19 protein-coding genes and 1 tRNA gene are annotated in these 21,332 nt (G+C 68.7%); 13 read left to right on the plus strand and 7 right to left on the minus strand.

Translation table 11 applies throughout. The annotated features are described in order from the left end of the window. Positions 1 to 36 precede the first annotated feature (36 nt). The 11 genes from HDC31_RS04230 (at position 37) to HDC31_RS04280 (ending at position 14,146) form a co-directional block, all read left to right on the plus strand. Positions 37 to 795, plus strand: coding sequence for an HAD-IA family hydrolase (locus tag HDC31_RS04230; RefSeq protein WP_179515847.1), 759 nt, complete (start codon positions 37 to 39; stop codon positions 793 to 795). Beyond that, positions 792 to 3,299 (plus strand): glycoside hydrolase family 65 protein, encoded by a 2,508-nt coding sequence (locus HDC31_RS04235; protein WP_046747903.1) that lies wholly within the window; start codon positions 792 to 794, stop codon positions 3,297 to 3,299. Before HDC31_RS04230 ends, HDC31_RS04235 begins: the two co-directional genes overlap by 4 nt. A 45-nt stretch (positions 3,300 to 3,344) precedes the next feature. Continuing rightward, a complete protein-coding gene (locus HDC31_RS04240; protein WP_179515848.1) occupies positions 3,345 to 5,687 on the plus strand; it encodes a DNA polymerase III subunit gamma and tau in 2,343 nt (780 codons plus the stop codon). Beyond that, on the plus strand, positions 5,687 to 6,280 hold the full coding sequence (gene recR, locus HDC31_RS04245) for a recombination mediator RecR (protein ID WP_046747905.1): 594 nt from the start codon (positions 5,687 to 5,689) through the stop codon (positions 6,278 to 6,280). The genes HDC31_RS04240 and recR overlap by 1 nt, the downstream gene beginning before the upstream one ends. Further along, the gene (locus tag HDC31_RS20485; protein WP_113681260.1) at positions 6,277 to 7,194 is read left to right on the plus strand and encodes a DMT family transporter; all 918 of its coding nucleotides are present in this window, start codon (positions 6,277 to 6,279) and stop codon (positions 7,192 to 7,194) included. The genes recR and HDC31_RS20485 overlap by 4 nt, the downstream gene beginning before the upstream one ends. Positions 7,195 to 7,299: 105 nt before the next feature. After that, positions 7,300 to 8,580, plus strand: coding sequence for an aspartate kinase (locus HDC31_RS04255; protein ID WP_046747949.1), 1,281 nt, complete (start codon positions 7,300 to 7,302; stop codon positions 8,578 to 8,580). Positions 8,581 to 8,760: 180 nt separating this feature from the next. Beyond that, complete coding sequence (locus HDC31_RS04260; protein ID WP_113681259.1) at positions 8,761 to 9,831, plus strand: aspartate-semialdehyde dehydrogenase; 1,071 nt, start codon at positions 8,761 to 8,763, stop codon at positions 9,829 to 9,831. Between the two features lie 82 nt (positions 9,832 to 9,913). Beyond that, positions 9,914 to 11,386 carry a malate:quinone oxidoreductase gene (locus tag HDC31_RS04265; protein WP_179515849.1) on the plus strand — a complete coding sequence of 491 codons (1,473 nt, stop codon included), beginning with the start codon at positions 9,914 to 9,916 and terminating at the stop codon, positions 11,384 to 11,386. 9 nt (positions 11,387 to 11,395) lie between these two features. After that, complete coding sequence (locus tag HDC31_RS04270) at positions 11,396 to 12,049, plus strand: thymidine kinase (protein WP_058632094.1); 654 nt, start codon at positions 11,396 to 11,398, stop codon at positions 12,047 to 12,049. 104 nt (positions 12,050 to 12,153) lie between these two features. Continuing rightward, positions 12,154 to 12,876, plus strand: coding sequence for a FadR/GntR family transcriptional regulator (locus HDC31_RS04275; RefSeq protein ID WP_046747910.1), 723 nt, complete (start codon positions 12,154 to 12,156; stop codon positions 12,874 to 12,876). 10 nt (positions 12,877 to 12,886) lie between these two features. Beyond that, positions 12,887 to 14,146 (plus strand): alpha-hydroxy acid oxidase, encoded by a 1,260-nt coding sequence (locus HDC31_RS04280; RefSeq protein ID WP_179515850.1) that lies wholly within the window; start codon positions 12,887 to 12,889, stop codon positions 14,144 to 14,146. Positions 14,147 to 14,184: 38 nt separating this feature from the next. Here HDC31_RS04280 and HDC31_RS04285 read toward each other — a convergent pair whose 3' ends face one another. The 7 genes from HDC31_RS04285 to HDC31_RS04315 form a co-directional block, all read right to left on the minus strand. Then, positions 14,185 to 15,027 (minus strand): DUF1295 domain-containing protein, encoded by an 843-nt coding sequence (locus HDC31_RS04285; RefSeq protein ID WP_113681258.1) that lies wholly within the window; start codon positions 15,025 to 15,027, stop codon positions 14,185 to 14,187. 52 nt (positions 15,028 to 15,079) lie between these two features. Then, positions 15,080 to 15,835 (minus strand): HAD-IIB family hydrolase, encoded by a 756-nt coding sequence (locus tag HDC31_RS04290; RefSeq protein ID WP_058632091.1) that lies wholly within the window; start codon positions 15,833 to 15,835, stop codon positions 15,080 to 15,082. Beyond that, on the minus strand, positions 15,832 to 16,308 hold the full coding sequence (locus HDC31_RS04295; protein ID WP_179515851.1) for a VanZ family protein: 477 nt from the start codon (positions 16,306 to 16,308) through the stop codon (positions 15,832 to 15,834). Before HDC31_RS04295 ends, HDC31_RS04290 begins: the two co-directional genes overlap by 4 nt. Positions 16,309 to 16,374: 66 nt before the next feature. Continuing rightward, positions 16,375 to 16,451, minus strand: a tRNA-Pro gene (locus HDC31_RS04300). Positions 16,452 to 16,506: 55 nt separating this feature from the next. Next, positions 16,507 to 17,052 (minus strand): hypothetical protein, encoded by a 546-nt coding sequence (locus HDC31_RS04305; RefSeq protein ID WP_113681257.1) that lies wholly within the window; start codon positions 17,050 to 17,052, stop codon positions 16,507 to 16,509. Between the two features lie 9 nt (positions 17,053 to 17,061). Next, complete coding sequence (locus tag HDC31_RS04310) at positions 17,062 to 18,009, minus strand: metallophosphoesterase (RefSeq protein WP_258546422.1); 948 nt, start codon at positions 18,007 to 18,009, stop codon at positions 17,062 to 17,064. Next, on the minus strand, positions 18,000 to 20,561 hold the full coding sequence (locus HDC31_RS04315) for a transglycosylase domain-containing protein (RefSeq protein WP_061016518.1): 2,562 nt from the start codon (positions 20,559 to 20,561) through the stop codon (positions 18,000 to 18,002). The genes HDC31_RS04310 and HDC31_RS04315 overlap by 10 nt, the downstream gene beginning before the upstream one ends. 89 nt (positions 20,562 to 20,650) lie before the next feature. Between HDC31_RS04315 and HDC31_RS04320 the strand changes: the two genes are divergently transcribed. Together HDC31_RS04320 and HDC31_RS04325 are read left to right on the plus strand one after the other, a co-directional pair. Next, on the plus strand, positions 20,651 to 20,875 hold the full coding sequence (locus tag HDC31_RS04320) for a hypothetical protein (protein ID WP_021199127.1): 225 nt from the start codon (positions 20,651 to 20,653) through the stop codon (positions 20,873 to 20,875). Further along, positions 20,872 to 21,330, plus strand: a complete 459-nt coding sequence (locus HDC31_RS04325; protein ID WP_179515852.1) for a RidA family protein — start codon at positions 20,872 to 20,874, stop codon at positions 21,328 to 21,330. Before HDC31_RS04320 ends, HDC31_RS04325 begins: the two co-directional genes overlap by 4 nt. Positions 21,331 to 21,332: the final 2 nt, after the last annotated feature.

Below are 21,332 nucleotides of genomic sequence, written 5' to 3' on the forward strand. Positions count from 1 at the left end.
TGCCGGCCCGACGATCGCCCTTCTCCTGGAGGCTCTGTGCCCGAAGCACTGCCCGACCTGTTCCACGCTGACGGCGTGCTGTTCGACCTCGACGGCGTGCTGACCCCCACGGCCGAGGTGCACATGCGTGCGTGGAAGGCCGTCTTCGACGACGTCTTCGCCCGATGGGGCATCACTCCGCCGTACAACGATGCCGATTACTACGACTACGTCGACGGCAAGAAGCGCTACGACGGCGTGGCGAGCCTGATGCGCAGTCGCAACGTCGAGCTGCCATGGGGCGACGTCGACGACGACCCCTCAGCCGAGACCGTGTGCGGTATCGGCAACCGCAAGAACGCCGCGTTCGCCGCATCGCTACGCGGTCAGGGCATCGCCGCGTATCCCGGCTCGCTCGCCCTCGTCGAGGCTCTGCACGATGCCGGCATCCCGCTCGGGGTGGTCTCGAGCTCCAAGAACGCCGAAGAGGTCCTCGGCGCCGCCGGCATCCGCTCCTTCTTCCGCATCGTGGTCGATGGCGTCGTCGCCGAGCGCGATGGTCTGGCCTCCAAGCCCGCAGCCGACATGTTCGCCGCCGGTGCCGCCGCCCTCGGCGTCGACCCGGCCCGCGCCGTAGCCGTCGAAGACGCCACGTCCGGCGCCGCTTCCGCCGCCGCAGCCGGTTTCGCGACCGTCGTCGGCGTCGACCGGGGCACGGGCGCAGACGCCCTCCGGGCCGCCGGTGCGACCGTCGTCGTCGACGACCTCGCCGTCTTCCTTCCCGCCTCCCGCACCGAGACCCCGGAGTCCGCATGATCGATCGCGACCGCTTCCCCGTCGACCCGTGGCGTCTGATCGACACGCATTACTCGGAGGAAGGCGTCGGCGAGACGCTGTTCTCGGTCGGCAACGGCTACCTGGGTCTGCGCGGCAACCACATCGAGGGTCGCGGCGCCCAGGAGCACGGCACCTTCATCAACGGGCTGCACGAGACGTGGCCGATCCGCCATGCCGAACAGGCCTACGGCTTCGCCGAGGTCGGGCAGACGATCGTCAACGCACCGGATGCCAAGGTCATGCGGGTGTACGTCGACGACGAGCCGATCTCGCTCGACGACGCCGACGTGCGCGAGTACCGTCGCACCCTCGACCTGCGCACCGGCGTGCTCGAGCGCTTCGTCGTGTGGGAGACGCCGTCGGGCAAGCGGGTGCGGATGCGTGACGAGCGGATCGTGAGCTTCGAGGAGCGCCACCTCGCGGTACTGCGACTCGAGGTGGTGGTCGAGAACGCGGATGCGCCGGTCACGATCAGCTGCCAGCTGCTGAACAGGCAGGACGGCGCCGGTGTCTACGCCGGTACGCCGATCGGCACCAAGGCCGCGGCGTTCGACCCCCGCAAGGCCGAGAAGATCGCCGATCGCGTGCTGGAGCCCGCCGAGCACTGGCAGGACGGGCTGCGCTCTGCGCTCTCCTACCGCGTCGCCGATTCGGGGATGACGGTCGCGGTGGTCGCCGACCACGTGGTGGAGACCGAGAACGAGTTCAACGCCCGCACGCTCGTCGAGCCCGACATCGCGAAGAACGTCTTCCGCGTGCAGGCGAAGGCCGGTGTGCCGATCACCGTGACCAAGCTCGTCAGCTACCACACGTCGCGTGGCGTGCCCCCGAGGGAGCTGGTCGACCGGTGCCGGCGCACGCTCGATCGGGCTGCGGACGAGGGCGTCGAGACGGTGTTCCGTCGTCAGAGGGAGTGGCTGGACGCGTTCTGGGACCGCAGCGACGTGCAGATCGGAGGAAGGGACGACCTGCAGCAGGCCACCCGCTGGTGCCTCTTCCAGCTCGCTCAGGCATCGGCGCGCGCCGACGGCGCCGGAGTGCCGGCCAAGGGCGTCTCGGGTTCGGGATACAGCGGCCACTACTTCTGGGACACCGAGATCTACGTGCTCCCCTTCCTCACCTACACGTCGCCCCGGTGGGCCTACAACGCCCTCCGCGCACGGGTGGGGATGCTGCCGGCCGCACGGCGCAGGGCGGCCCAGCTCAACGAGGCGGGAGCCCTGTTCCCGTGGCGCACGATCAACGGCGAGGAGGCCTCCGCCTACTACGCCGCCGGCACCGCGCAGTACCACATCAACGCCGACATCAGCTTCGCGCTCGGCAAGTACGTGCGTGCCACCGGGGACGAGGAGTTCCTGCGCCGCGAGGGCGCGGACATCGCGATCGAGACCGCGCGGCTGTGGGCGACGCTCGGGTTCTGGCGTGCTTCGCGTCTGGTCGAGGAGACCGGGGCGGGCGACGGGATCGACACGTTCCACATCCATGGCGTCACCGGCCCTGACGAGTACACGACGGTCGTCAACGACAACCTGTACACGAACGTCATGGCGCGCTACAACCTCCGCTACGCGGCCAAGGTCGTGCGCGAGATCCGCGAGAGCTATCCCGAGGACTACGTGAAGCTCGTCGATCGCACGGGACTCGGACCAGGAGAGGCCGAGGCCTGGGACCGCGCGGCCGAGGCGATGTACATCCCCTACAGCGAGGGGCTCGGCATCCACCCGCAGGACTCGCTGTTCCTCGAGCGCGAGGTCTGGGACCTCGCCAACACCCCGGCCGAACAGCGTCCGCTCCTGCTGCACTTCCACCCTCTGGTGATCTACCGGTTCCAGGTGCTCAAGCAGGCGGATGTCGTGCTCGCGCTGTTCCTGCAGGGCAATCACTTCACGCCGGAGGAGAAGAAGGCCGACTTCGACTACTACGACCCGCTGACCACCGGCGACTCGACGCTGTCGGCCGTCGTGCAGTCGATCCTGGCGGCCGAGGTGGGGTACCAGGACCTCGCGCAGAAGTACTTCGAGCAGTCGCTGTTCGTCGACCTGCACGACCTGCACCACAACGCGGCTGACGGCGTGCACGTGGCGTCGGCGGGCGGGGTGTGGACAGCGCTGGTGTGCGGTTTCGGCGGTATGCGCGACTATGCCGGCGACCTCAGCTTCGACCCGAGGCTCCCTGCCGGATGGCCGTCGCTGTCGTTCCCGCTGCAGTGGCAGGGGTCGACCTTGAGGGTGACGGTGACGAAGGACGAGCTCCGCGTGGAAGTGCGCAACGGGCCGCCCGTGCCCTTCAGCGTGCGGGACACGGCCTACATCGCGACGGTGGAGGATGAGGTCGTCGTGCCGCTCGCCGATCAGGGTCCGCTGATCCCCGGACGGCCGACCCTCCGGCAGTTCGCCGACGCCCGACGCGAGGACGGGACGCGCATGTCGGCGTCCGTTCCCGTGATCACCACGGCGATCCCGGTGATCGAACCGATCGACTGACCGCTCGGCCCGCCGAAGGTCGGTGGCACGCCGTAGGCTGTTGTGGTGACCACAGCCCTCTACCGCCGCTACCGCCCCGAAGCATTCGGCGAGATGATCGGGCAGTCCCAGGTGACCGATCCGCTGATGACGGCGCTGCGAGGCGACCGGGTCGGCCACGCCTACCTGTTCTCCGGTCCTCGCGGGTGCGGGAAGACGACGTCTGCGCGCATCCTGGCGCGGTGCCTGAACTGCGCCGAGGGGCCTACCGACGTGCCCTGCGGAGTGTGCCCGAGCTGCGTCGAGCTGTCGCGCGCCGGCGGTGGATCGCTCGACGTGGTCGAGATCGACGCCGCGAGCCACAACGGCGTCGACGACGCGCGCGACCTGCGTGAGCGGGCCACCTTCGCCCCGAGCCGCGACCGCTACAAGATCTTCATCCTCGACGAGGCGCACATGGTGACGCCCCAGGGGTTCAACGCGCTGCTGAAGCTCGTCGAAGAGCCGCCGGAGCACGTCAAGTTCATCTTCGCGACCACCGAGCCCGAGAAGGTGCTCGGCACCATCCGCTCGCGCACCCACCACTATCCGTTCCGACTCGTGCCGCCTGCCGCGATGCTCGAGTACGTCGCCAAGCTGTGCGCCGAGGAGGGCGTGATCGTCGAGCAGGGTGTGCTCCCGCTCGTGGTCCGCGCGGGTGGCGGTTCGCCGCGTGACACCCTCTCGCTCCTCGACCAGCTGATCGCCGGGTCGGACGCTCCGGCCGGGTCCGAGACGGTCACGGTGGGCTACGCGCGCGCTGTCGCCCTGCTCGGATACACGCACGCTGCGCTGCTCGACGAGATCGTCGACGCGCTCGCGGCCGGCGACGCCGCATCCGCCTTCCCCGCGATCGACCGTGTGGTGCAGACCGGCCAGGACCCTCGCCGCTTCGTCGACGACCTGCTCGAGCGTCTGCGCGACCTCATCGTGATCGCGGCGGTCGGGCCCGGAGCCTCCGCCGTCCTGCGCGGGGTCGCGGAAGACGACCTGGAGCGCATGCGGGCTCAGGCCGACGCATTCGGCTCCGCCCGGCTCTCGCGCACGGCCGATGTGGTCAGCGCCGCCCTCGACGACATGTCCGGTGCCACCTCGCCACGGCTGCACCTCGAGCTCATGGTCGCGCGCGTCCTCGCCGGAGCGACCGACACCGCCGCGTCGGCGCCCGTGGCTGGAGGCGAGCGCGCGGCCACGGCTTCCGCCCGTCCGACTGCTCCGGCCGCGGCAGCCCCAGCCCCGGCAGCTCCGGCCCCGGCAGCTCCGGCCCCGGCAGCGGTAGCACCGTCTGCACCCCCGGCAGCCCCAGCTCCGGCGGCTTCTGCATCGGTTCCGTCCGCCGCTCCTTCGGGGGCGCCCGCCGCCGCTGCAGCGGAGCCCGCGGCACCGGCGCCCACCGCGGCGGAGTCCGCCCCTGCCGATCAGCGCCCGGCAGACGAGCAGGGAGAAGGCGCGCGAGGCGCAGACGAGACCGCCGGCGTCGCTCCCGAAACAGCAGCCCCCGAGGTCGCCGCACCGCAGGGGCCGGTCACCTTCGAGCGGATCCGTGCAGCGTGGCCGGCGGTGCTCACGCGTCTCGAGAGCATCAGCCGCACGTCCTGGTTGCTGGCCACGGCCGTGCAGCCGCTTGCCTACGTCACCGAGACCGAGGTGTTGACCCTCGGGTTCACCAGCCAGCACGATGTGGCGAAGTTCAAGGGCACGACCCCCGGCTCCGGTCCCTCCGATCACCTGCGGTCGGCGATCGAGAACGAGCTCGGCGTGCGTGTGAAGTACCTGCCGGCGCCCATGCCGGCGGGAGGTGCTCCGCGTCAGCCCTCGCCGTCAGGGGCGTCGACGCCGGCGGATGCCGCTCCCGCATCGGAGCCTGCGTCAGCGGGTTCCCCCCGTCCGCAGTCCCGCAGCGCCTCCGCCTCGGCGGTGACGGAATGGGCTGTCGCGCCGATCCCGACCGCGACCGAGCGGCCGGTGAACCAGGCTCCAGTTCCGACGGCGCCCCTCGCCGTCGACGACGAGCCCGAAGAGGTCGAGGCTGCCGCTTCGGCTCCCGCGCCCCCCTCCGACGGTGCCGTGGACCGAGACGAGCCCCCGCTGCCCGGCGATGACGAGGCTCCGGCCTTCGACGATGAGCCGCCGTACGACCCTTCGTACGAGCCGCCCGCAGAGTCGCCGCTCCCGCAGCAGGCGTCTCCTGCGCGGTCCGCGCCGCAGACGCAGCGCACCGCTGTCGCCGCCGCCGCCCCGCCGGTCGTCGTCGAGCGCCAGCCCTCCGCCGGGGGAGTGCAGCGCTACGGTGAGGCCGTGATCCGCCAGGTGCTCGGCGCGACGTTCGTGCGCGAAGAGCCCTACGAGCCCCCGACGAGGTTCTCCTGATGTATGACGGCATCGTCCAAGAGTTGATCGACGAGTTCGGACGGCTTCCCGGTATCGGGCCCAAGTCCGCCCAGCGCATTGCATTCCATATCCTGCAGACGCCGACGTTCGATGTCGCGCGTCTCGCCGAGCTGCTCGGCGAGATCCGTACCCGCGTGCGGTTCTGCGAGGTCTGTGGCAACGTCGCCGAGCAGGAGCGCTGCGCCATCTGCCGCGATCCGCGCCGCAGTCAGGCGCTGATCTGCGTGGTCGAAGACGCGAAAGACGTCGCGGCGATCGAGCGCACCAGGGAGTTCCGCGGGCTCTACCACGTGCTCGGCGGAGCGATCAGCCCCATCGCCGGCATCGGTCCGGACGATCTGCGCATCGCCCAGCTGATGACACGCCTCGCCGACGGCACGGTGCAGGAGGTCATCCTCGCCACCAACCCGAACCTCGAGGGGGAGGCGACCGCGAGCTACCTCAGCCGTCTGCTCACGACGATGCAGATCACGGTCTCCCGCCTCGCTTCCGGGCTGCCCGTCGGCGGAGACCTCGAGTACGCCGACGAGGTCACCCTCGGTCGTGCCTTCGAGGGCCGGCGCATCCTGTGAGCCCGAACGCGGGCTTCTCGCGGCGCGGCTGGCTCCTCTTCGGGGCCATGGCGCTGCTGTGGGGAGTGCCGTATCTGTTCATCAGCGTCGCGGTCGAGTCGTTCTCCCCGCCGGCGATCGTGGCGGGGCGCACTCTCATCGCGGCTCTCCTGCTGCTGCCCTTCGCGATCCGCAGCGGAGCGCTGCGAGCCGCTCTGAAGCACTGGCCCTGGGTGCTCGCCTTCGGTGCCGTCGAGATGGCAGGGCCTTTCGTGCTGCTCGGGCATGCCGAGATGACGCTGCCCTCGGGCATGACCGGTCTGCTCGTGGCGACGGTGCCGCTGTTCGCCGCCCTGATCGCCCTGGGCGGCGGTGACCGCGGAGTGCTGAGGCCCGCCCGCGGCATCGGACTGCTGGTCGGCTTCGTCGGCGTGGCGGTCGTCGTCGCCGGTCCTGGACTCTTCGGCGGCGAGGTCAGCCTTCTCGCCGCTGGTGAGGTGCTCCTGGTCGCCGTGCTGTACGCGATCGCGCCGTTCATCGTGGCGCGCAAGCTCAACGACGTCCCCTCGCTCGGCACCATCACCCTGTCCCTGCTGATGATCGGGATCTTCTATCTGCCGATCGGAGCGCTCACCCAGCACGAGGTGCCCACGCTGCCGTCGATCGCCGCGCTTCTCGCACTCGCAGTGATCTGCACGGCGGTGGCGTTCCTGGCGTTCTTCGCGCTCATCCGTGAGGTCGGACCGGTGCGCGCCCCGCTGTTCACCTACGTGAATCCGGTGGTCGCGATCATCCTCGGTGCCATCGTCCTCGCCGAACCCCTGACTCCCGGTCTGCTGCTCGGCTTCCCGCTGATCATCGTCGGATGCTGGTTCGCTGCCACCGGCGGCCGCCTCCGTCCGGTCTCGCCCCAGGCGCTCCCGCCCTCGCTCTGACGCCTGCTCGCCGCGCACCCGGCAGGCGTCACATGCGCGGCGGGGCATACGCGCCGATCGTAGAATGAGCGTGGGCGGATCCGCCCATCATCCCAGGGAGTGATCGTGGCCCTCATCGTGCAGAAGTACGGCGGCTCATCCGTCGCCGACGCAGAGAGCATCAAGCGCGTCGCCAAGCGCATCGTCGACACGCGTCGCGCAGGACACGACGTCGTGGTCGCCGTGAGCGCCATGGGCGACACCACCGACGAGCTGCTCGACCTCGCGAACGAGGTCGCACCGATCCCTGCTCCGCGCGAGCTGGACATGCTGCTCTCCAGCGGAGAGCGCATCTCGATGGCGCTGCTGGCCATGGCGATCCACTCGATGGGCTTCGAGGCGCGCTCCTTCACCGGCAGCCAGGCGGGCATGATCACCGACTCGCAGCACGGTGCCGCCCGCATCGTCGACGTGACGCCGGTGCGCCTGCGTGAAGCCCTCGACGAAGGGGCGATCGTGATCGTGGCCGGGTTCCAGGGCTTCAACCGCGACACCCGCGACATCACGACCCTCGGTCGTGGAGGATCCGACACCACCGCCGTCGCGCTCGCCGCCGCGCTCGACGCCGACGTGTGCGAGATCTACAGCGACGTCGACGGCATCTTCACCGCCGATCCGCGTGTGATCCCGAAGGCGCAGAAGCTCGACCACGTCTCGAGCGAGGAGATGCTCGAGCTCGCAGCCAACGGGGCCAAGGTGTTGTACATCCGCGCCGTCGAGTACGCACGCCGCCACGGGGTCCTCATTCACGCCCGGTCGACCTTCTCGTCGTCCGAGGGCACGTACGTTCTGGGCGAGGGCATGAAGAACCCTCGCGAAGCCGAGGGAGCAGTCATGGAAGAACCGATCGTCGCCGGCGTCGCCACCGACTTCAGCCAGGCCAAGATCACGGTCGCGGGCGTGCCCGACGTGCCGGGCAAGGCCGCCGAGATCTTCAAGATCGTCGCGAAGTCGGGCGCCAACGTCGACATGATCGTGCAGAACGTGTCGGCGACCGGACGCACCGACATCTCCTTCACTGTGCCGAAGGCGGATGCCGCCGGTGCCCTCAAGGCCCTCGCGGGGGAGCAGACCGAGGTCGGGTTCCAGAACCTGATCCACGACGACCAGATCGGCAAGCTCTCGGTCGTCGGGGCGGGCATGCGCACGCACTCGGGCGTCTCCGCGACGCTCTTCGAGGCGCTCTCCGCCGGAGGAATCAACATCGAGATGATCTCGACCTCCGAGATCCGCATCTCCGTGGTGCTCCGCGACACCGACCTCACCGAGGCCGCTCGCACCGTGCACACCGCCTATGGGCTCGACGGCGACGCCGAGGCCACGGTCCACGCCGGCACCGGCCGCTGATCTCTGCCGTTCCCCCTCGTTTTCCTGCCGACGACTCGAGTGCGGGGAGCGGAGAGCCGGCACTCCTTCCGGTCGCGGTAGACTCACCGCAACCCTGACACCGGCGCCAGGCGCAGCCTCAGCACCCCGACGCCGCGCCCGAAGCCTCGTACGCAGTACCGCACGACGCCAAGGAACATCATGACCCGCATCTCCGATTCAGGACTCTCCGTCGCCATCGTCGGCGCCACCGGCCAGGTGGGCACCGTGATGCGCGAGATTCTCGCCGAGCGGTCGTTCCCGATCCGCGATCTGCGGCTGTTCTCGTCCGCGCGCTCTGCCGGCACGGCGATCGAGTTCGGCGGCGCCACCGTCATCGTGGAAGACGTCGAGAGCGCGGACGCTGCGGGGATCGATATCGCCCTGTTCTCGGCCGGTGCCACGGCGAGCCGTGCCTACGCACCCCGATTCGCCGCAGCCGGCGCCGTGGTCGTCGACAACTCCAGCGCCTGGCGCATGGACCCCGAGGTGCCGCTCGTGGTCAGCGAGGTCAACCCGCACGCGATCGACGAGCGCCCCAAGGGCATCATCGCGAACCCGAACTGCACCACGATGGCCGCGATGCCCGTGCTGAAGGCGCTGCACGCGGAGGCCGGTCTCGAGCGTCTGATCGTCTCCACCTACCAGGCCGTCTCCGGGTCCGGTCTCGCCGGTGCCCAGGAGCTCCTCGGTCAGGTCGAGGGAGTGCTGGCCCAGGGCGACACCCTGCGCCTCGTGCACGACGGATCCGCGGTCGACTTCCCCGAGCCGGAGAAGTACATCGCGCCCATCGCGTTCGATGTCATCCCGTTCGCCGGCAACCTCGTCGAGGATGGCGACAACGAGACGGACGAGGAGAAGAAGCTCCGCAACGAGAGCCGCAAGATCCTCGAACTCCCCGATCTTCGCGTCGCCGGCACCTGCGTGCGCGTACCGGTCTTCACCGGGCACTCGCTGTCGATCAACGTCGAGTTCGCCGACGACATCACGCCCGAGCGTGCACGCGAGGTCTTGAGCGCTGCGCCCGGCGTCGTGCTCGACGAGGTGCCGACGCCGCTGCAGGCTGCGGGGCAGGACCCGAGCTTCGTGGGTCGCATCCGTGCCGACCAGTCCGCCCCCGAGGGCAAGGGGCTCGTGCTGTTCCTCAGCAACGACAACCTGCGCAAGGGTGCCGCGCTGAACGCGGTGCAGATCGCCGAGATCCTGGCCGAGCGCCTGGCGGTCATAGCCTGACGGCATCCCCGTCATGTGGAAGCGGTCTGGTGGAACCCGCCGCATGGTCGGCGGCAGCGCGCCCGCGAACTAGACTGGCTCGGTGACTGAAAACGTCGATGTCGTCCTGATCGGCGGTGGCATCATGAGCGCCACCCTGGGTACTCTCCTGCACGAGCTGCAGCCGGAGTGGAAGATCGTCGCCTTCGAGCGACTCTCCGAGGTGGCTCAGGAGAGCTCCAACCCGTGGAACAACGCCGGCACGGGCCACGCCGCCCTGTGCGAGCTGAACTACATGCCCCAGCAGGGCGACGCTCCCCTCGACCCCGCCAAGGCGGTGTCGATCAACGAGCAGTTCCAGCAGAGCCGTCAGTTCTGGTCGTCTCTGGTGGAGCGGGGCGTGCTCGACGAGCCGTCGACCTTCATCAACGCGACACCGCACATGACGTTCGTGCGGGGCGAGAAGGACGTCGCCTACCTCAAGAACCGCTACGAGGTGCTGAAGAAGCAACCGCTGTTCGCGGGCATCGAGTACAGCGAGGACTCTCGCGTCATCAACAAGTGGGCGCCGCTGCTCATGCAGCAGCGGCGCAAGGGCGAGCCCTTCGCTGCGACGCGTGTGCCCGCCGGTACCGATGTCGACTTCGGCTCCCTCACGCACCAGCTCTTCGACCACCTGACCGACGCTGGCGTGTCGTTGCGCACGAATCACGAGGTGCGCAGCCTGAAGAAGCAGAAGGACGGAACCTGGCTGGTCAAGTACCGCAACAGCATCGGTCACACCCCGAGCGAGGTCAGGGCCCGCTTCGTGTTCGTCGGTGCGGGTGGCTGGGCGCTCAAGCTGCTGCAGAATTCCGGCATCCCCGAGATCAAGGGCTACGGCGTCTTCCCGATCGGCGGGCAGTTCCTCAAGACCACGAACCCGACCATCGTCGCTCAGCACAAGGCGAAGGTGTACTCGCAGGCGTCGGTCGGCGCTCCGCCCATGTCGGTCCCGCACCTCGACACCCGTGTCGTCGATGGCGAGGCCTCGCTCATGTTCGGACCGTTCGCGACCTTCAGCCCGAAGTTCCTGAAGAACGGCTCGATGCTCGACATCGTCACCCAGGTGCGTGCGCACAATCTGCTGCCGATGCTGCAGGTCGCGGTGAAGAACCCCGACCTCATCACGTATCTCGTGAGCGAGCTGCTGAAGAACCACGCCAAGAAGGTCGACAGCCTCCGCACCTTCACGCCCACGGCCAAGGATGAGGACTGGACCCTCATCGATGCCGGTCAGCGCGCCCAGGTGATGAAGAAGGACCCGAAGAAGGGTGGCATCCTGCAGTTCGGCACCGAGGTCGTCGCGGCGGCCGACGGTTCCATCGCGGGCCTGCTGGGGGCGTCGCCCGGAGCATCCACCGCCGTCCCGATCATGCTCGACCTGCTCAAGAAGTGCTTCCCGGCCGAGTACCCGGGGTGGGAGCCGGAGCTGCGTGCCCTGATCCCCACATTCGGTGAGAAGCTGAACGAGAACCCGGAGCTCGCTGAGAAGTCGACCGAAGCCACGGCAGCCGTCCTCGGCATCAACGTCTGAGATCGTCCCGTGGCGAAGCTCTACTTCCGCTACGGCGCGATGAACTCGGGCAAGTCGACCGCTCTGCTGCAGGCTGCCTACAACTACGAGGAGCGTGGGCAGCGGGTGCTGCTCGCGAAGCCGGCGATCGATACCAAGGGCGCGTCCGAGATCGAGAGTCGGCTGGGCGTCACACGCCGGGTCGACTTCCTCATCGCCCCCGACGACGATGCACGAAGGGTGTTCGCGAAGCATCGTGAGCGCATGCAGCATGCGGCCGACGACGAGCTGCTTCCCGAAGGCCCGCGCGACGTCGCGTGCCTGCTGATCGACGAGGCGCAGTTCCTCACCCCGACTCAGGTCGACGATCTCTTCCGTATCGCCGTCGTCGACGGCATCCCGGTGATCGCCTACGGCATCCGGAACGACTTCCTCACGCACGCCTTTCCCGGTTCCGCGCGCCTGCTCGCGATCGCGCACTCGCTGGAGGAGCTCAAGACCATCTGCCGGTGCGGACGGAAGGCCGTGTTCAATGGCCGCGTCGTGGGCGGGCGCTTCGTGTTCGACGGCGACCAGGTCGCCATCGACGAGGGCGCGACCGGGTCGGCGTCGCCCGAGCTGACCACTTACGAGTCGCTGTGCGGCACCTGCTATCTCGAGGAATCCGGCGGACGCCTGGGCTGAGCCCGCCGCCCTCCACCCGCGCCCGGCGCAGCGGGTGTGTCGGCGACCCTGTTTGCGTGGTCTGACCACACGCGATACTCTGTGGTCAGACCACAGGAGGATCGATGGCGGACCAGCCGGCACGCGCTTGGCGCCTCGTGCTCGAGCACATCGAACGCGACCTGCTCGACGCGCGCCTCGGCCCAGGTGACCGACTGCCGTCCGAGCGGGATCTCGCCACCGAGCTCGGCGTCGGGCGCTCGAGCGTCCGTGAGGCGTTCCGCGTGCTCGAGGTGATGGGGCTCATCCGCACCGCGACCGGTTCCGGCCCGCAGTCGGGGGCCATCGTGATCGCGACGCCCACGGGAGGCATGTCAGCGCTGCTGAGGCTTCAGGTCGCGGCGCAGGGGTTCCCCCTCGACGATGTCGTGCGGACTCGTCTGGTGCTCGAGGATGCGGTGGTGGTGGCGATGGCCGGCGCACCGGAGCGTGACACGAGCCGCGCGCGGGAACTGCTCGCCGCGATGGACGAACCCCTGCTCTCGCCATCGGAGTTCCTCGCCCTCGACGCTCAGCTGCACCTCTCGCTCGCCGAGGCCAGCGGCAACACGGTCATCGCCGCGATGATGGCTGGCCTGCGTTCCTCGATCGAGTCCTACGTGCAGGCGGGCGTCGCCACCATCCCGGACTGGGAGGCGATGTCGGCCCGGCTCCGTGCCGAGCACCGCGCGCTGGTCGCCGCGATCGATGCCGGCGACGTGGATGCCGCGCGGTCCCTGATCCACACGCACATCACCGGCTACTACACGTCCACGGGCCTCACCCGTGAGATTCACCCCCAGATCTGAGAGGCACATCATGGTGCAGCGCCAGTTCCCCAACCCCGCCGAACTCCTCGAGCTGATGAAGTTCAAGAAGCCGGAGCTCGACGGCCGCAAGCGACGGCTGGAGGGGGCCCTCACCATCGACGACCTGCGCCTGATCGCCAAGCGACGCACGCCCAAGGCGGCCTTCGACTACACCGACGGAGCCGCGGAGGGCGAGCTGTCCCTCACCCGGGCCCGTCAGGCTTTCCGGGACGTGGAGTTCCATCCCGGCATCCTGCGTCCGGCTCCCACGGTCGACACGACCGTCGAGATCCTCGGCGGTCCGTCCGCTCTGCCTTTCGGGATCGCGCCCACCGGCTTCACGCGCCTGATGCAGACCGAGGGGGAGACCGCCGGTGCCGGAGCTGCCGCGGCCGCCGGCATCCCGTTCACGCTCTCCACGCTCGGCACCACCTCGATCGAGGGTGTCAAGGCTGCCAACCCGCAGGGGCGCAACTGGTTCCAGCTCTACGTCATGCGCGACCGCGAGATCTCCTACGAACTCACCCGTCGTGCGGCGGCGGCGGGCTTCGACACCCTCCAGTTCACGGTCGACACTCCGGTCGCCGGTGCGCGCCTTCGTGACAAGCGCAACGGTTTCAGCATCCCGCCTCAGCTCACGCTCGGCACGATCATCAACGCGATTCCGCGGCCGTGGTGGTGGTATGACTTCCTCACCACGCCGAAGCTCGAGTTCGCCTCCCTCAGCACCACAGGGGGCACGGTGGGGGAGCTGCTGGATGCGGCGATGGACCCGACGATCAGCTACGACGATCTCGCGGTGATCCGCGACATCTGGCCGGGCAAGATCGTCATCAAGGGCGTGCAGAACGTCGAGGACTCGGTGCGCCTGCGTGACGCCGGAGTCGACGGCATCGTCCTCTCGAACCACGGAGGGCGTCAGCTCGACCGCGCGCCGATCCCCTTCCATCTGCTGCCGGAGGTGCGTCGGGCGGTCGGCGACGACTTCACGGTCATGATCGACACCGGCATCATGAACGGCGCCGACATCGTCGCCGCGGTGGCGCTCGGCGCGGACTTCACGCTGATCGGGCGGGCCTACCTCTACGGTCTGATGGCGGGTGGACGTCAGGGCGTCGACCGCACGATCGCGATCCTGCGCAGCGAGATCGAGCGCACGATGCGCCTGCTGGGTGTCGCGTCCCTCGCCGAGCTCGAGCCCGCGCACGTGACCCAGCTGACCAGGCTGGTTCCGGTCGCACGTGCCGCCGCGGAGGCCCGCGTGAGCTGAGATCCTGCCTGAGCGTCAGCACCCGGTGGGCGCCGGCTTCAGGACTGCGTGGCCACGGATCGCGTGCGTGGAGGCCACGGCACGAGCATCGATGTCGTGCGGCGGTAGTCGGCGTATGCCGGGTACTTCGACGCGGTGATCGACTCGGTGAAGATCGTCGAGCCGATGAACAGCACGGTGAGGAGCGCGGGTCCGATGATCGTCGGGTTCAGCACGCCGCCGATGACTCCGGCGCCACCCGCGACCGCTGCCGTCGCACCGATCGCGTAGAAGGCCCACCACTGCGCCTGCTCGAAGAAGAAGTTGGGGTGCCTGCTGTACCGGAACAGTCCGGTCGTGGCGAAGCCGGGAGGGAGGGTGCCGCCCGCCTTCTTCTTCCGCTGATGGAACACCCACTGCTGCTGGTCGGCGATCGTCTCGCCGACCAGGAACGCGAGGAACGCGGCGATGAACAGCGCATCCCATCCGGTGAGCGCAGACGGATTCCGGGCGGCGAGGGCAGCCGGCAGCGTGATGAGCACGAGCAGCGCCATCTGGTAGCAGATGATGAACAGCAGGTTGAAGATCTGGAACTGCCAGGGACGCATGCGTCCTCGGAGGATCGCCCAGCGGTAGTCCTCCATCCCGGTGTAGCCGCCCTTGCGGGCGAAGTTGAAGGTCAGCCGGGCTCCCCACGCCGTCGCCAGGACACCCATCAGGACGACGCGTGCCGAACCCTCGCCGTTCACGAAGGCCCCAGCGACGAAGATCCACACATAGGCGACGGGGGCGATCGACCAGGCGCGATCGACCCAGGAGGTGTCACGGGTGATCAGGGAGAGCACCCAGCAGGCCGCACTGGAGACCGCGGCGACGACGATGACGATCAGCAGGGCATCCATGACGCCATGCTAGGACCATGCGGCGGTGGCGTGCCGCACGGCACCATGTGGATCAGAGGGTCAGCAGGAGTGCGTCGAGTCTGTCGGCGGTGTCTTCCCAACCCTCCACGGCGATGGAGGGCACGCCGATCGCGAGCACCGGATAGTCGTTCCCGCCCTCATCGAGCCGGTCGCCGTAGAACAGCATGTCGGTGAGGGCGATGCCGGTGTGTTCGGCGAGCTGCCGCATGCCGAAGGCCTTGTCGATGCCTGCCTGGGTGATGTCGATGGAGGTCGATCCACCGGAGCGGACCTCGAGGCCGGGCAGACGTGCGGCGACGGCGTCCCTCAGAGCGCTCCGCTTGGCGCCCGTCGGGTCCCAGTCGTGCTTCGCCTCGCGCGGTGCGCGCTGCCCGAGTGCCGAGAACGTGATCTGGGATCCGCGGTCTTCCAGGATGTCGCCCCACGGCTCGGCTTCCCACAGCCCGAGGCGCTCGGCCTCCTCGCGCAGAGCCGTGAGAGCCGCCTGCTTGTCTGCGTCGCTGAGATCGTGCGCGTAGACCGGTGCGAAGTCCGTGCCGTCGTGGCGGAGGTAGCGGGTGCCGCAGGTGGGCAGCAGGTGCAGGCGCGCGAGGTCAGCGGCATCCGCATCGCCGAGTCGGGCGACGACCTGCGATCGGAACTGCGCCTCGTTGCCGCCGGAGATGATGGCGACGTCGACGGTGCGCAGGAGTGCGCGCAGCAGATCGGCGATCCTCGGGTCGATCAGACCCTTCGAAGGGGCGAGCGTGTCATCGAGATCGAAGGCGACGAGCGTGGGCGTGGTCATGATGTCTCCAGCTTAGAAGGTGGACGCTGAGAGGATCTCGGGGCGAGCAGCAGGGTGAAGACGACCGCGACGGCGACGCCGAGGATCGCGCCGGTGGAGTTGGCCACGACATCGTTCACGGTCGCCGCGCGGTGGGGGAGAGCCATGCGCTGAGCGGTCTCGATCATCGCGGACAGCAGCGGTCCCACCAACAGTGCGAGGAACCACACGCGGCGGGGGAGGAGCAGGAAGGCGAGGATGCCGACCGGCACGAAGACCAGCACGTTCGCGATGATCTCGAGCCGCGTGAAGTCGAGCCACTCCCAGCCGAGACGGTGTGTGGTCGTGAGGATGACGTCGAGCAGATTCGGCATCGAGTCCTCGACCTTCGATGGCGTGAGGGTGAGGGCGGCGAGGCCGATCAGGAACGGGACGCTGAGGGCGAGCGCCCATACCCGGGTGAAACGGCGCGGCGGCGGGAGCAGAGAGCTCATGCGTTCCCTTCGTGCACGGTCCCGGTACAGAGAAGGCCGCCCCTGAGGGCGGCCTTCCGGTGTTACTGGTCGGGGTGACAGGATTTGAACCTGCGACCTCTTCGTCCCGAACGAAGCGCGCTACCAAGCTGCGCCACACCCCGTTTGCAACCCTCCGAGTCTACAGGGAAATGCTCCCCGCGCCGAATCGAGGCCGGATCACACCTGTGCGGTGATGCGTACGGTGATGAGCGCGACGATCAGGAGCAGGAGCCCCCCGCCCGTGGATGCCGCGAGCGTGATGAGGCGCGCACGCCCGCGTGGCAGAGCCATGCAACCGGCTGTGACCAGGATGGGCCAGACATTCGACGTCGTCAACACCCACACGGACAGCATCCCGACGGCACTTTCGCTGTTCCCTCCGCTGGCGCCCAGACCGATGGCCCACGCGACGATCACACCCCAGATCAGCGTGAACAGGAATGCGAGAGCGGCGAGAAGCACGCGCGCAGGGGGACGCACGAGCGAGCGGATTCCACGGAGGAGAGCCATCGCGGGCAGCAGGACACCGATGATGGACACCGCGAGCAGAGTGAGGGCGGATCGAGGCCAATCCGCCAGTCCGAGCGGTGGGCGCGTGGCCTCACTGACGAGGGGCAGAGCGAGCACCGAGAACGTCAGTGGGATCAGGAGGTACATCGCGCTCGCCCCGAAGGCTGCGGTCCGTGCCGTCTTCGCCTCGCCGGGCGGAAGCAACTGCGTCACCCGGCGCGCTCAGCGCCGAGGCTGTGCCGTGAGCGTGAGAAGCGTCGCCTCGGGTCGACAGGCGAAGCGGACCGGCGCGTAGATGGAGTGTCCGCACCCCGCGCTGACGTTGAGCGGCACGGTGCGTCCGCCGTGCGACCAGGTGCTGAGCCCCTTGGCCTGCTTGAGCGGGATGTCGCAATTCGCCACGAGAGCCCCGTACCCGGGAATGCACACCTGACCGCCGTGCGTGTGGCCTCCGAGGATCGCATCGGCGCCGAGATCGGTGAAGCCGTTGAGCACCCGCTGATACGGCGCGTGCGTGACGCCGAGGACGGGCGTCGCCGCGTCACGAGCGCCGAGTGCCGAGATCGCGTCGGGAAGCTCGTCCAGCCGGTCCCAGTCACGGTGGGCGTCGTCGACGCCGAAGAGATGGACGTCGGTGCCTGCGATGCGCAACCGTGCTGCGGCATTGTTCAGGTCGGTCCAGCCCAACTCATCCGTGAAGTACCGGTCCATCGCGTCGGTGTCGAGCAGCTCCGGTTTGTGGTTCTTCTTGGATGGGCCGAGGAAGTAGCGGAAGGGGTTCCGCGGAGACGGCGCTGCCACGTCGTTCGAGCCATGCACGAACACGCCGGGGATACCGGCGAACGGAGCGAAGGCACGCCGGATGCCGTCGAGTCCGTTCTCATGGCCGAGGTTGTCCCCGGTGTTCACGATGAGGTCGGGCTTCAGTTCGGCGAGGGAGGCGAGCCAGTCCTGTTTGCGATGCTGCCACGGCGCCATGTGCGCATCGGAGATGTGCAGGATGCGCAGCGGTGCTGCGCCGGGCGGAAGGGCCACTGCTGAGGCCTCGCGCACGGTGAACAGGTACCGCTCGATGCCGATGCCCCAGATGGCAGCGCCGGCACCCACGGCCCCCACCGCGCCGAGCGCGATGAGGGCCGGGTGCGCGCCGCGTCGTGCCGCTACTGGCACGTCACACGCACGGCGGTGGACTTGCTGGCCGCAGTGCCCGGCGCAGGGTCGGAGTTGCCCACGACGGATGTCGGCGGATTGCACGAGTTGTCGAACTCGATGTCCGTGAAGCCGGCCGCCCCGAGCGCAGCGGTCGCCTGAGCTCTCGACATCCCCACGAGGTTCGCGGGGACGGTCGTCCCCTGGCCGTTACTGGTCGTGAGCGTGACCGTCGCGCCGTTCGGAGCTTCCCCTGTGGGGTCCTGACCGGCGACCAGACCGGCGGCGAGATCGCTGTCGACCGCCCCTCCGACGGAGACCTGGAAGCCGGCGTCGGTGAGGATGCCGGTCGCCTCCTCGACGGACTTGCCCACGACGCTCGGAACCGTCGTCAGCTGCTGTCGGGTCAGCTTGCCGTCCGGCTTCGGGAAGGCGTCTCCGCCGTACGCGGCGTTGGCTGCCCCCTGCGCGGCCTTGGCCAGGGGGTATCGCATGTCGTTGAGGTTCCAGCCGTTGGCCCGCTTCTGGTAGATGTTGGCCTGACCCTGCCAGCGACCCGCCCAGACCGCGGTGGTGACCTTGGTGCTGGACTCGATCATCATGGTCGACCAGCGGTCGTGCGTACCGGTCTTGCCGATGAGGGGAGTGCCGTCGTTCGGGTTGGCGCGGGATCCGGTGCCACCGCCGCTCATCACGCTCTGCAGCGCGAAGGCGGCAGTCGCCGCGATCTCGGGCTGCAGCACGCCGTCGGTGCAGGACGACGCGGGCAACTCGCGGTCTTTACCGTCGGCGCCGACCACGCGATCGATCGCGCGAGGCGTGCAGTACTTTCCGCCGCTCGCGACGGTCGCATAGGCGTTCGCCATGGCGAGAGGAGAGATGTTCTTCGGTCCCAGCACATCGAAGGGGACGTTCTCGTCGGTGACCTTGCCACCGTTCGCGAGCGTCACACCCATGCGGTCGGCAACCTTGTTGATGTCGCAGACATCGAGCTTCGACGCCATCGCGAAGTACCCACTGTTGAGGGAGTTCCTCGTGAAGTTCAGCACCGAGCTCGTCCCGCCGCCGCCGCCGCCGAAGTTGCCGATCTTCTTCGTGTCGGTGCTCTGCTTGGCGCCGCACACGGGGATCCTCAGATTCGTCTGGACGCTTCCGTTGAGCACCTCGTTGACGGAGTGGCCCTTCTCGAGCCAGTCGATCAGCGTGAACAGCTTGTAGGTCGATCCGACCTGGAAGCCCCCAGAGTTGCCGTGGTCCTTGTCACCGGCGAACACCAGCGATGTGTAGGCCTGGTCGTCGGTGGGCGTCTCGGTGAACATGGTGTTCTGCGTCATCGAGAGGATTCGTCCGGTGCCGACCTCGACCGAGACGCCGGCGGCGCCGAAGTTCTGGTTGTCGGCGTTGGCGGGAACGATCTCGGACATGCTCTCGGCGGCCGGGTTCTGGATGCGGTAGTCCAGCGTGGTGTAGATCTTCAGGCCACCGCGGCGGAGCAGATCCGTGCGCTCCTGCTGCGTCTTCCCGAAGGCCTCGTCGTTCAGGACGATCGACTTCACGTACTGGCAGAAGTACGCGCTGGTTCCGGCGGATGCACACCCCTGCGTCGGGGGGTTGAGCGCGGGCGCGATCTCCGATGCGTCGGCCTCGTCGTACTGTGCCTGCGTGATCTTGCCGTCGGCGAGCATGCGACCCAGCACGTAGTGACGGCGGTCCTTCGTGAGTGCGTACCCATCCGCGGCCGTGTTCAGCGCCACGCCCTCGGAGTTCGTGATCGTGCCTTCCGGCTTGTCGATCCGGTAGGTGTTCGGGTTCTGCACGATGCCGGCGAGAGTCGCCGACTGCGCGACCGTGAGGTTCGCGGCCGTCGTGGAGAAGTAGTAGTTCGCGGCCGCCTCGATGCCGTACACGGTTCCACCGAAGTTGGCGATGTTCAGGTAGCCGAGGAGGATGTCGTTCTTGGAGAAGTCCTTCTCGATCTGGATCGCGTAGCGCATCTCCTGCAGCTTGCGCTCGATGCCCTTCGCCCCTGTCGCGTTGGTGGCGTCGAGCCAGCACTGCTGGAGGTCTTCCGAGTAGGTGTCAGACGTGGTGTCGACGTCCTGCTCGCACTTCTGGATCAGCACGTTCTTCACGTACTGCTGGCTGATCGTCGACGCACCACGGCTGGAGGTGCCTCGTACGTTGTCGACCAGGGCCTTCACGGTCGCGCCGATGTTGACGCCGCCGTGACTGTAGAAGTTCTTGTCCTCACTCGACAGGATCGCGTCGTAGAGGGTGGGGGAGACCTGCTCGTAGGTCACCGGCACGCGGTTCTGCTCGTAGAACGACGCGAGCTCGACCTGCGAACCGTCGGGGGCGGTCGCGTAGATGGTCGACTGCTCCATCGGCGTGCTCGGGTCGAGGCTCTCGGGGAGCTGATCGAAGAGGGTGAGAGCCTGGGTGCCTGCGAGGCCGGTCATCGCGAGCACCGGGGTGACGCTGGCCGTGACGAGGAGACCGGCGACGGCGCTCAGGCCGACGAGCCCGACGAGACCGCCGAGCACGCCTCTCACCGTGCGATTCTTTTGGGGCATACGCTTGATCGTAGGGGAGTTCCCTGAATACCGCCTTTGACGAGCCCGCCCCGGATTTCCGGTGCCGCGCCCCGATCGACAGGAGTGCCATGACCACGTGGGAGTACCTCACCACGCCGCTGCTGATCCACAACACGGCAGCCATCCTCAACAACTGGGGCAAGCAGGGCTGGGAGCTCGTGCAGGTCGTGCAGGGGCCCGAAGGCGGGCTCGTCGCCTACCTGAAGCGCCCCGTCACGTCCGACGCGTCGACGAATGCCGGCCTCGCCGCCGCAGAACAGGCCGCCCGTCAGTTCGAGGGAGGCCAGGCATGAGCGTCTCCGCCCGCCTCGCCGAGCTCGGCATCGAGCTGCCTCCGGTCGCCGCCCCGGTCGCCGCTTACGTCCCTGCGGTCGTGCACGGGGGCCTCGTCTACACCTCGGGCCAGCTGCCGTTCGTCGACGGTGCGCTGCCGGCCACGGGCAAGGTGGGCGCCGACGTCTCCGCCGAGGATGCGAAGACCTACGCCCGCACGTGTGCGCTGAACGCTCTGGCCGCGGCGGCGGATGCCGCGGGTGGTGTCGACTGCATCGGCGGTGTGCTCCGCGTCGGCGGGTTCGTCGGATCCGCGGACGGTTTCACGGGGCAGCCCGCCGTCATCAACGGCGCGAGCGAGGTGCTCGGTGAGATCTTCGGTGACGCGGGGCGCCACGCACGGGCGGCTGTCGGCGTCGCGGAGCTCCCGCTCGGCAGTCCGGTCGAGGTCGAGGTGACGTTCCTCCTCGCCTGAAT

It is taken from the genome of Microbacterium sp. JAI119 (genome assembly GCF_013410135.1).
GTDB lineage: Bacteria > Actinomycetota > Actinomycetes > Actinomycetales > Microbacteriaceae > Microbacterium > Microbacterium oxydans.